Genomic DNA, 10,623 nt, shown 5'->3' with positions numbered 1-10,623 from the left:
TTAATATACTCCATTATCCCATACTGTATTGCACTCAATCAGGAACCGCTATAGATACTTGTTCAAGATTTATCTGGATATTTTAATATTATTAATTGGTCTTAATGCTTGGCGTAAGTGGCGACGTGCCAGAACTCGAAGTTGAAATGAAATCGGCTTTTAGAAGGGAGTGAGCAGCAAGGTTGCTGGTGTTGCGAATTTCTTCGGTGTGTCGGAAATCCTCGCGCTCATCGGTCAGCCCAGCGACATTGAGCGTACCAGAGCGGACGCTCCGGAAGCGCAACTCATCGGCGGCCTCCTGAGCGAGAATACACGCAAAGCTTAATCACGTATGTTAGTTTCAGGAGAACAAAGATGACAAATGACCTAAATTCATACTTACCTGTACCAACTAAACGAAAATTTGCAGCCACTTTCGGTGTAGTAAGACCAATTAGCTTTTGGGTACAGTTAGCATTAGGCACTGTTTCTATCTTGACTTTGTTACTGGCTATATTTAGCCGTAACGTCACTGCCCAAACAACAACGAATTCGGTTATGGGTTTTGGAGTATTTTTGGGAATTATTGGAATTTTAGTGCTGTGTTTCCGACTCTACTGGATGAAACGCTATAGGCGTTTAGACAAACTTTTACAGTTGCCTAATCGGGAATTACATCCAAGTAAACAGGACGTAATTCAAGTATTACAAATTGGGTTAATAATCAGTTTTATAGGGCTATTGTTAGCTTTTTTAGCATCTGAAGTGACTGTTATTGCTGTATTAGCGAAAACGCTAGCTCTGCCTCAAACAATAGCAGTCTATAGACCTGAAAATGTCATTCGGTCTCTAGATATTTTAGTGGTTTTGGCCAATGTCAATCTGATTGGCGCTCACTTTGTCGGAAGCGCTACTTCACTTGGACTGCTTAACTGGTTAGAGCAATAGTCAGCAAAGCAAAAAGTCAGTAAAACGATACACTTAAAAAAAATTCCTTGTATATTTTTAACTGAATACTTTGTTCAATTTCAAAAGCCCTGAGAAAGCCCAAGCCGCACTCCATGCTGTCCAACAGCGACTCCGCCCGATTTTAATGACCACGATCGCTTCACTAGTTGGATTTTTTCCTTTGGTGCTGGCATCTGGGGCAGGTTGAACCAGCCGTTTATCGCTCGGTACGGCTGTTTTTGGTGGCTTATTGATTTCTACGATTTTGAGCCTACTCTTAGTGCCTGTACTTTATGTGGTGGTCAAAAATCTTACAGAATTTGCCACTAAAAATAGACCTCCTAAACCACCCCAATCGCTTGAACCTACTCCATCTGTCGATTTAGCCTCTTTTAATGGAAAAGGTCATGGAACAGTCGTAAAGTCTTAGGGATATGCCCCTGCTTAACTGTTTGAGAGCAGCCCTTGTTTATTGAATTGGTTGTAATGCGATCGCTCTCAAGCTTCACTTCCAATACCATTTCTTTATGAGGCTGCACTAAACCCTTTTAACTTCTTTCTTTGCGTCTTTCTATAACAAGACGCTGGGCGTAGCTTGCTTCTTTGTAGAAGTATGCGGTTCGTTTTCTTCCTTCTACTTAAATATGGTTTAGCGCACCTTCATACAGAATGGGTATAAGTCTTTTTTATACAACTATAGCAATCCTTGCAGGAGTCGTGAAAAATATAGATAAGAAACGAACCGCCAAGAATACCTTCGCGAAGCGTCTCGTTAGAGAAGAACGCAAAGGGAAGAAAGAAGAAAGAGATATATAATTTTCAAAAATGATTTAGAAATGCTATATGAAATCTGGGAATTTCTCACGCCTCAATCCTAACTTTTCTAAACTCAATAATTAAGTTAATCAAATCTCCTTAGAAAAATTAGACATTTTTGGGCTACCAGAAAACAAAACGTTTATCCATACTTTCATTGCAACAGTACCTGTGATGATTGATTCTTTTACTAGATTTTGGATTTTCAACTATTTAACACAATATTCTCCGATATCTTCTGCTATTTATGAAAGGATGAATACATAGGCAAGATAAAAATAAAACTCTTTTCCTCCGTACCCATGACTCAACCAACTTCACCAAAAGCGATCGTTGTTTTCGATATTGATGGCGTTGTGCGCGATGTTAGCGGTTCTTATCGCCGAGCGATCGCAGATACCGTAGAATATTTCACTACCCAAGCATATCGTCCAACTCCACAAGATATTGACCAACTCAAGTCTGAAGGTGTGTGGAATAACGATTGGGAAGCATCGCAGGAATTAATTTACCGCTACTTTGAAACTCAAGAACAGAGCCGCGAACAACTGCAACTAGATTACAGTGCGATCGTTGCTTTTTTTCAATCGCGTTACCGCGGCCCAGACCCAAATAATTTTACTGGGTATATCTGTAATGAACCCTTATTATTACAACCTAGCTATTTAGAACAACTTACCCAAGCTGGAATTGCTTGGGGATTTTTTAGCGGCGCGACTCGTGGTTCAGCTAACTACATTTTGGAAAAGCGTCTGGGCTTAGAATCTCCAGTGTTGATTGCGATGGAAGATGCGCCAGGTAAACCTGACCCCACTGGACTTTTTGCTACAGTTCGTGAATTAGAAAATGGAATTGAGCAAAAATTAGCTGTAGTGTATGTGGGAGATACGGTAGCAGATATGTATACCGTCGAGAAAGCACGAAGTCTAGATTCTTCTCGCCCTTGGATTGGTGTAGGAGTATTACCACCTCATGTACAGGAGACAGCAGCCCGTAGTGATGCATACAGTGAGACACTAAGAGCAGCAGGAGCAGCAGTAGTTTTGCGTAATGTGCAAGAATTAACCCCAAGGCAGATTCAAGAATTGAGAAGTTCATCTGCCCAATCTATGGTCTAAGATTAATCAAGCTAGAGGTGCATGGATGACTGGCTGATAAGAATCTTGCTTTAATCATTGGGAGATTAATAAAAATGTCTGCACTTAAACTGCCTAACGGCCCTAAAACTCATCCTTGGGTACAGACCTATCAGTGGCTTACTAATCCTTTAGAATACATGGAAGCCTGTGCGAAACGTTATGGTGATATCTTCACTCTTCGGATTGGCCCTGTTTTTACTCCCCAAGTGTTCATTAGTAATCCCCAAGCAATTCAACAGATTTTTACCACAGATCCAAAACAGTTGGACTCTGGTGAACAAGCAGGTATTAAATCGCCTTTATTAGGACGGCAATCACTAATAGCTCTAGAAGGTAAGCCTCACCAACGCCAACGAAAGTTGTTGACACCCCCTTTTCATGGAGAAAGAATGCTGGCTTATGGTCAGTTAACCTGTGAGATTACCAAGCAAGTAATTAGTCAATGGCAAGTTGGGGAATCCTTTTCAGTTCTGCCATCTATGCAAGAAATCTCCTTACAGGTAATTTTGAAAGCTGTATTTGGTCTAGCAGATGGGCCACGTTATGACAAACTCAAGGAAGTGCTGCTGGAAATCCTGAATCCACAGCAACCTTTTATTACGGCAATGATGCTTATTTTCCCATCACTGCAACGAGATTTAGGTTCTTGGAGTCCTTGGGGAAAATTTCTGCGTTTACGAGAGCAAGTGGATGAACTTATATATTCTGAGATTCGCGATCGCAAACAGCAACCTGACCCATCTCGGACTGATATCCTATCTTTGATGATGGCAGCTCGTGATGAACAGGGGCAGTTGATGACTGATGTAGAGTTACGCGATGAGTTAATTACCCTCTTAGCGGCGGGTCACGAAACTACGGCGACTTCCTTAGCATGGGCTTTGTACTGGATTCATCATTTGCCACAGGTGCGTGAAAAACTACTGCAAGAACTAAATAGCCTGGGTGAAAATCCTGATCTAAATGCTATTTTGCGCTTGCCCTATTTGAGTGCTGTTTGTTCAGAAACCCTGCGCCTGTATCCAGTGGTAATGTTGGCATTAAATCGTTTGGTAAAATCCCCCTTAGGAATCATGGATTATCAGTTTAATCCTGGTACTTTGGTGATTGCTTGCATTTATCTGACCCATCATCGGGAAGATTTATATCCCCAGCCAAAGCAATTTAAGCCAGAGCGTTTTCTGGAACGGCAGTTTACCTCTTCTGAGTATTTGCCCTTTGGTGGCGGGAACCGTCGCTGTATTGGGATGGCGTTTGCGCTGTTTGAGATGAAGGTGGTTTTGGCAACAGTGCTGTCTTGCTGGCAAATGGAACTGGCTGATAGCAAACCAGTGCAACCAGTGCGTAAGGGTTTCCTACTTAGCCCAGCAGGTGGTGTGCAGATGGTGGTGACTGGGATACGGCAGCAAAATCAGGTAGTTCTGGAAACTAGCTCTAGTTCAGCTTAAAACGAATTGACAGGGCAGGTAGCGATGAATAATTTCGATTGCACTCGCTACTCCATCTTCTGAACGAATTTGTTCTCCCAAGGTAGCAGCACAAATCTTCATCGCCTCATTGTTAGTAGCAGTATGAATTGCAGCCGCTAACCTCTCTGCTGTTAGTTCTGGTTGCGGAATGGGTGCTGGCCCTACACCTAACTGTGCTACCCGCTCCCCCCAAAACGGCTGGTCGGCTCCAAAAGGTATGATTATAGAGGGGACACCTGCCCTCAAACCAGCTGAAGTTGTACCCGATCCTCCATGATGAACTACTGCCGCAACTTTAGGAAATAGCCAATCATGAGGAATTGAGTCAATCTTTAAGACATTATTTGGTAAATCAACTTGACTCAAAGCTCCCCATCCTGTCGCCAATATTCCGCGTTGTCCACTCTTTGCTAGAGCTGCCAAAACTAACTCCGTTAAAGCTTTTGGATTACGACTGTGCATACTACCAAACCCAATGTATATTGGCAAAGAGCCAGACTCCAAGAAATCTACTAAATCTTTTGGGGGTTGCCAGTCAGCAGAGTGATTCAGGAAACAGTAGCCAGTAACATACGTCCAGTTTGACCAATCCGATGGTTTCGGGATTACTGTAGGACTATAGCAATAGAGAGCCGGCATCTGCTGCTTTTGCTGCCGATGATAGAGGCCAGTAATCGGAATCGGGGGTAAGTTCAGAGTTTCTTGTCGCCACTGGTTGATCTTCTTACGAGTCAACTGCCAGCGGAATTGTTCTTCAAAGACATGTGTTAGCCAATTGAAGGTGCTGTGTAACTGAAAATTGGATTGTGGATGACGAAAAGCATGGGTACGACGGAGGGGCTGAGTATAGACTGCATACCCTGGCACGTTAAGTTTTTCGGCGAGATGACAGCCTGGTAGCGCCAGTTCCGAATAGATGATTGCTTCGGCTCCTTGGCTACACTCCCAGGAATCAGCCATGAGACGTTTAAGGCTAGAGGCAAAGACCCGCCAGAATTCTAATTTGATTGAGAGAGGTGTCAGATTGAGATGTTTTTTTGCCCCCAACCGTTCAACCAATTGCTTAAGTAATTCTTGGGGATTGTCTCCCATTTGGAAAAACTCTAACCCATAGCTGCTAACAAATTCTTGAAAGATAGCGTGAGTAGCTATTTGTACATCGTGACCAGCACGTTGTAAACCTAGCCCTAGCGCGATGTAAGGTTGCACACATCCCCGACTGCCAACTGCTAATATTGTAATTCGCATATTTTTACCTTTGAGGCTGCTGATTAATACTTTTGGCTTGCTACTTCAAGTTACATTTCCAATGTGAAAGTTTCCGACATACATGCTTTTTGCATATTAGCTATAACAGAATCTGCTAATAACTCTCCTGTCTTAGAACTTACCAGAGGAACTACATGGGCAAAAGTGCAAAATAACTGGTCATGGATAGTTACTACACCTAACCAAAAAGAACCACCAATCACATGCTGTCCTGTGGCGAAATATAACTCTTTCAGTTTTAATTCTCCATAGTTATCTGCTAAGTTGAATTTTCCCCGATTTGATATCTCAATTGTATTTTTTCGTCCAAGATGATGATTTGAAATTTGGAGAATAATATCTCGATTAACATATTTCAGATCATCACTTAAAATCCGAGCAAGTGGGTTTCCTATGTTAATAGCATGACTAATTTTTGATTTACATTCCCGAGCCAAATTCCAAAATGTAGTATTTTTTTCTAATGTATGAATTTCTTCTACTATTGATATGAAGCAACCTATATTGTCAGTGGCTACTTCAGGCTTACAATATTTTCGTAAATTTACGTTTGAACCACAGGATAAACTGATTGCTAGATCAGTAAAAGCAATTTTTGCTACTGATAATAACATGGCAGCAGCTAAAGCACCATGCACAGTAGTTTTCTCTTGTTTGCAGCGATCGCTTAGTCTCAAAGTCATGTCTTGACTAAGAATTCGAGTCATAAGACAGGTATGGCGATCGTTGGGAGATGCTTCTTCTTCAATAATAAACTCGGGTGTAGATATTACCTCGTTATGTTGTTTTTCAGCAATATTATTTTTACTGACGAGACTACTATCAAGCAACTTCTCTAGCGGCGGCAATAGTTGCATTGTCGCTATTTTTGGTATATCCTCCCCAGCAGTCATTTGCTGGTAATAGAACAATAACTGATCTACAAACAACATACATGATGTTCCATCAGTTATTGCGTGATGAAATGTCACAATGATTTCATTAATACCATTACTTATTAAAGAGCGTAATAAAGTTACTCGACAAAGAGGACTGGTATCTTTAGGAAATTTTTGGTGTAACTCCTCTTGTGCAACTTGCAACCATTGATTGTCATCTTGCTTATCTATGACATGTAAGGGTATTTTTGTTGTACCTTCCCATTCAAAATAAACACCATCTTCTAAATTAACAATGTGAGATTGAAGCAGAGGATGAAGCTTTTGTAGACAATCGAGAGCCTGTTGCAAAATTGCGGGTTTTATTAACCCTTCTATGCGAACAACATTAACATCGATCATACCGCCTACATCATGAACAATATCAAACAGGTTCTCGATTAAACCAAGTTTTCTTGTGGGAAAGTTCATAAATAAATATTATGGAAATCAGTTAATTTTTTCAGGAGTTTGTCATGCCGTGTATTGCGAAACCAATACAGGCTTGCCCGTAGATGCAGCCTGTTCCACAATATCAATGGCTCTGCTCACACCACCAGCTCGTTGAATCGCCTTTTGTAACCTGATTGCATTCTGTTTATAAGAATCTTCCGTCAACACCTTCTGGATAGCAGTTCGCAGTTTAGGAACATTCACACGACTCAGAGGTACAGCCTCACCAGCACCAGCCCAAGCTACACGCGCTGCTATTCCAGGTTGATCGTTAGCAACGGGAATGGCAACCATTGGTACCCCATTATTTAAGGATTCCAAAGTAGTATTCATACCTGCATGGGTAATGGTGAGAGTCGCTTTTTTCAGCAATTCCAGTTGGGGTGCATAACCAACAATCAGGGGATTTCCGGGCAAACTTCCCAGAGATTCTGGAGTCGCAGAACCACCTAACGAAATCACTAGTTGGGCATCCAAATCATCACAGGCTTCTGCAATAGATTTGAAAATTCCCAATAGGCGATTTTGTACAGTCCCCATTGAAGCGTAAATCAATGGTTGTCCGGTCAATTTTTCATCAGGAAAATCAGGAATTTCCCGGCCAGTTGGACTATGATAAGGGCCTGTAAAATGAAACCACTGGGGCAAATACTGCCTGGGGAATTCCAATTGGGCGGGCTGTTGACTGATTTGAGCTAGTCGGGAATAGCCTTCATTAGCACTGAAGTGTGGGGGTAACTTCCACTCTCGGCGATAGTCAGCTATTACCTCTCTAATTGGTTTGGCGATGCGATCCAACAACTTATAACCCACTCTGTTACGCAGTTGTGCCCACCAAGCAGTACTATACCTCCAGTTTGTCAGAAATGGCGGAAGACTCTCTTCTCGATTAAGTACCACAGCACTGCAAATGGTAATAAAGGGAAGTCTTAAAAAGTCTGCAACAGTTCCGCCCTCTGGCATCACCTGATCTACTAAAAGTGCATCTACACCAGCTTCTTTAATTGCTGGTGGTGCATCCCTGAGCATAACATTTGCCCCTTCCTTGAGCAGATTAACGGTATATTGGAATGCAGCAAGCCCACTCATTTCCCCCAACTTAGCCAAGGATTCTGTCCTCACCCCACGGGGAAACTCAGATTCGCCAATTGCTCTAAATTCTAATCCTGCCGCCAGTGTCTTCGATTCAGCATCGGAAAAGCCGAATAGGGTAACTTGATGACCCCGATTTTGCAGTTCTTTTCCTAAGGGAAGCATAGTGTTGAGATGACCAGTTGCTGCCGGACAAATCAGCCCAAAATGAGTCATAGTTGCTGCTTCTGGTTGTTTACAATTATCTATATCAGAAAACAGGTACATAGAAGCAAAGAAAAGAAATTTTTGTTGAGTTGGAAGTGCCTACTGGAGTTTCAAAAATTTATCTAAAGCTGATACCATACTGGGTGGCCAACGACGGATATTTGTTACCCAGTTGATGTCCTTATAACGGCTATCAAGTCCATAAGCTGCTACCCAGTTACTTTCGGCTTCACCTTGTTCTCCATTTACCCAGTAGGCAGCTGTCAGAGCGGCACGCATATCAGCAAACTTAGGATATTTACGGACAATATTTCGCATTTCCCGGATTGCTTGCTCTTTTTGACCTGTTTCATAAAGAGCGAGGGCGTAGTTAGCACGGGCGAAGGCAAAATTTGGGGCTATCTCATTAGATTTTTTGTAGTCTGCGATCGCCTCATCCCATTTTCCCAAACCTGCTGTGGCATTACCGCGATTGTTATACGCCATCGCATCGTTAGGATCGAGTTCTAGAACGCGATTGTAATCTGCGATCGCCTCATCCCATTTTCCCATTCCTTCCAACGCCGCGCCCCGATTCAAGTAAGGATCGGTGACATTCGGCGCTAATTCTATGGCTTTGTTATAATCTGCCAACGCCTCTTGTAACTTATTCTGGCTCACCCGCGAATTTCCCCGATTACTCCACGCCCCCGCATTCGTGGGAAATTGCTCAATAATCTTTGTCCAGTAAGTTTCAGCCGTCGCAAAGTCACCTTGATTCGTCGCTATAAACGCTTGATTTGCCCACTCATCGCCTTGTTTTAACTGTTCTTGAGTAATGGGCTGTTGAGATTGTGCCATGACTGGAGTAGCCCAGCCAAACACAATTAAAAAACTGAGAAAAATACCAATCAACTTAATCATCTAGGTTTACCTAATTTGTCATTTGTCATTTGTCATTTGTCATTTGTAATTGAGCATGGGACTCATTAAAGGAGTTCAAAGGCTCATTAATGGAGTTCAAAGACTCATTAATGGAGTTCAAAGGCTCATTAATGGAGTTCAAAGGCTCATTAATGGAGTTCAAAGGCTCATTAATGGAGTTCAAAGACTCATTAATGGAGTTCAAAGACTCATTAATGGAGTTCAAAGACTCATTAACGAGTAATCAATGCCCCATGCCCAATGCCCAATACCCATAATTACAATAATGACAACTGTTCATTAGGCGGCGTGAATCCCAAATGCTTATATGCTGCCTTTGTCGCCATCCTACCGCGATGAGTCCGAGTTAAATACCCAATCTGCATCAGGTAAGGTTCGTACACCTCTTCAATTGTTTGAGTATCTTCACCCGTCGCGGCTGCCATTGTTTCTAACCCCACTGGCCCGCCGTTAAATTGTTCAATTATTACACTCAACATTTGGCGGTCTGTCCAATCTAAACCGCAAGGATCTACTTGGAATAGTTGCAATGCCTCGGATGCAATGTTTTCATTAATATCACCAGATATTTTTACTTCCGCATAATCACGCACCCGCTTCAGTAACCTATTGGCAATACGTGGTGTTCCGCGTGAACGACGGGCAATTTCTGTGGCTCCATCTTCTGTAACGGGGGTTTTGAGTAATTGAGCGGTTCGCAGTACAATTTTAGTCAGTTCGTCAACTTCGTAAAATCGCAGTTTTTGAATCAAACCAAAGCGATCGCGCAGTGGTGAAGTTAAAGCACCGACACGCGTTGTAGCTCCCACTAAGGTAAACTTTGACAGAGGCAAACTTCTGATCCGAGCGCTGGAACCCTTACCAATAGTAATATCTAAGCGATAATCTTCCATTGCTGGATAGAGAATTTCCTCCGTCATCCGCGAGAGGCGATGAATTTCATCCACAAATAAGATATCCCCTGGCTTGAGATTTACTAGTAACCCAACAATATCTCGTGGACGTTCTAAGGCTGGCGCACTAGTAATTTTATAATTTACCCCCATTTCCGATGCTAAAATCATTGCCATTGTGGTTTTGCCCAATCCCGGCGGCCCATATAGCAGCAAGTGATCCAGCACCTCACCACGAGACTTTGCTGCTTTGATGGCAATATCTAGTACATCCTTTAAATCTTTTTGCCCAATGTAATCAGCAAATCGGTGTGGTCGAATACCTTCTTCTTGCTGTTCTTGTTCATCAATAGCAGCTTCAGGCTGCAAAATATTTTCCGTGGATGGTGCTTTCGCCGACTCTCGACGCTGCTTTGGTTCTCCGTTGGGTTCTGGAGGCTGTTTTTTCGAGGAGATTATCGCCATAATTCAGCTATCTAAGTAAAGGGACTGGGGACTGGGGATTGTAGATTGGGGA

The 10,623-nt window shown here is 42.6% G+C and carries 9 protein-coding genes and 1 pseudogene; 5 read left to right on the top strand and 5 right to left on the bottom strand.

What is annotated here, in order from left to right; genetic code table 11:
* Positions 1-354 precede the first annotated feature (354 nt).
* From ACFE93_RS32405 to ACFE93_RS32385, 5 genes and pseudogenes are all read left to right on the top strand, one after another.
* Positions 355-927, top strand: coding sequence for a DUF3611 family protein (locus ACFE93_RS32405; RefSeq protein WP_375479870.1), 573 nt, complete (start codon positions 355-357; stop codon positions 925-927).
* A 70-nt stretch (positions 928-997) separates the two neighbouring features.
* A pseudogene (locus ACFE93_RS32400) lies at positions 998-1,357 on the top strand (efflux RND transporter permease subunit).
* A 479-nt stretch (positions 1,358-1,836) separates the two neighbouring features.
* On the top strand, positions 1,837-2,010 hold the full coding sequence (locus tag ACFE93_RS32395) for a hypothetical protein (RefSeq protein WP_375479874.1): 174 nt from the start codon (positions 1,837-1,839) through the stop codon (positions 2,008-2,010).
* A 35-nt stretch (positions 2,011-2,045) separates the two neighbouring features.
* Positions 2,046-2,861, top strand: a complete 816-nt coding sequence (locus tag ACFE93_RS32390) for a TIGR01548 family HAD-type hydrolase (RefSeq protein ID WP_375479868.1) — start codon at positions 2,046-2,048, stop codon at positions 2,859-2,861.
* 74 nt (positions 2,862-2,935) lie between these two features.
* Entirely contained in the window at positions 2,936-4,330 is a 1,395-nt protein-coding gene (locus tag ACFE93_RS32385) for a cytochrome P450 (RefSeq protein ID WP_375479866.1), read from the top strand.
* Here the strand turns inward: ACFE93_RS32385 and ACFE93_RS32380 are convergent.
* The 5 genes from ACFE93_RS32380 to ruvB form a co-directional block, all read right to left on the bottom strand.
* Entirely contained in the window at positions 4,322-5,599 is a 1,278-nt protein-coding gene (locus ACFE93_RS32380; RefSeq protein ID WP_375479864.1) for a glycosyltransferase, read from the bottom strand. The genes ACFE93_RS32385 and ACFE93_RS32380 overlap by 9 nt on opposite strands.
* A gap of 50 nt (positions 5,600-5,649) precedes the next feature.
* Entirely contained in the window at positions 5,650-6,969 is a 1,320-nt protein-coding gene (locus ACFE93_RS32375; RefSeq protein ID WP_375479862.1) for a condensation domain-containing protein, read from the bottom strand.
* 42 nt (positions 6,970-7,011) lie between these two features.
* The gene (locus tag ACFE93_RS32370) at positions 7,012-8,298 is read right to left on the bottom strand and encodes a glycosyltransferase (protein ID WP_375479872.1); all 1,287 of its coding nucleotides are present in this window, start codon (positions 8,296-8,298) and stop codon (positions 7,012-7,014) included.
* A gap of 90 nt (positions 8,299-8,388) precedes the next feature.
* Positions 8,389-9,192, bottom strand: coding sequence for a tetratricopeptide repeat protein (locus ACFE93_RS32365; RefSeq protein WP_375479860.1), 804 nt, complete (start codon positions 9,190-9,192; stop codon positions 8,389-8,391).
* 278 nt (positions 9,193-9,470) lie between these two features.
* Complete coding sequence (gene ruvB, locus ACFE93_RS32360) at positions 9,471-10,571, bottom strand: Holliday junction branch migration DNA helicase RuvB (protein WP_375479858.1); 1,101 nt, start codon at positions 10,569-10,571, stop codon at positions 9,471-9,473.
* Positions 10,572-10,623: the final 52 nt, after the last annotated feature.

Source organism: uncultured Nostoc sp., assembly GCF_964247315.1.
Lineage (GTDB): Bacteria > Cyanobacteriota > Cyanobacteriia > Cyanobacteriales > Nostocaceae > Nostoc.
The sequence above is the reverse complement of the archived record's forward strand: the minus strand, read 5'-3'. Positions and strand labels throughout refer to the sequence as shown.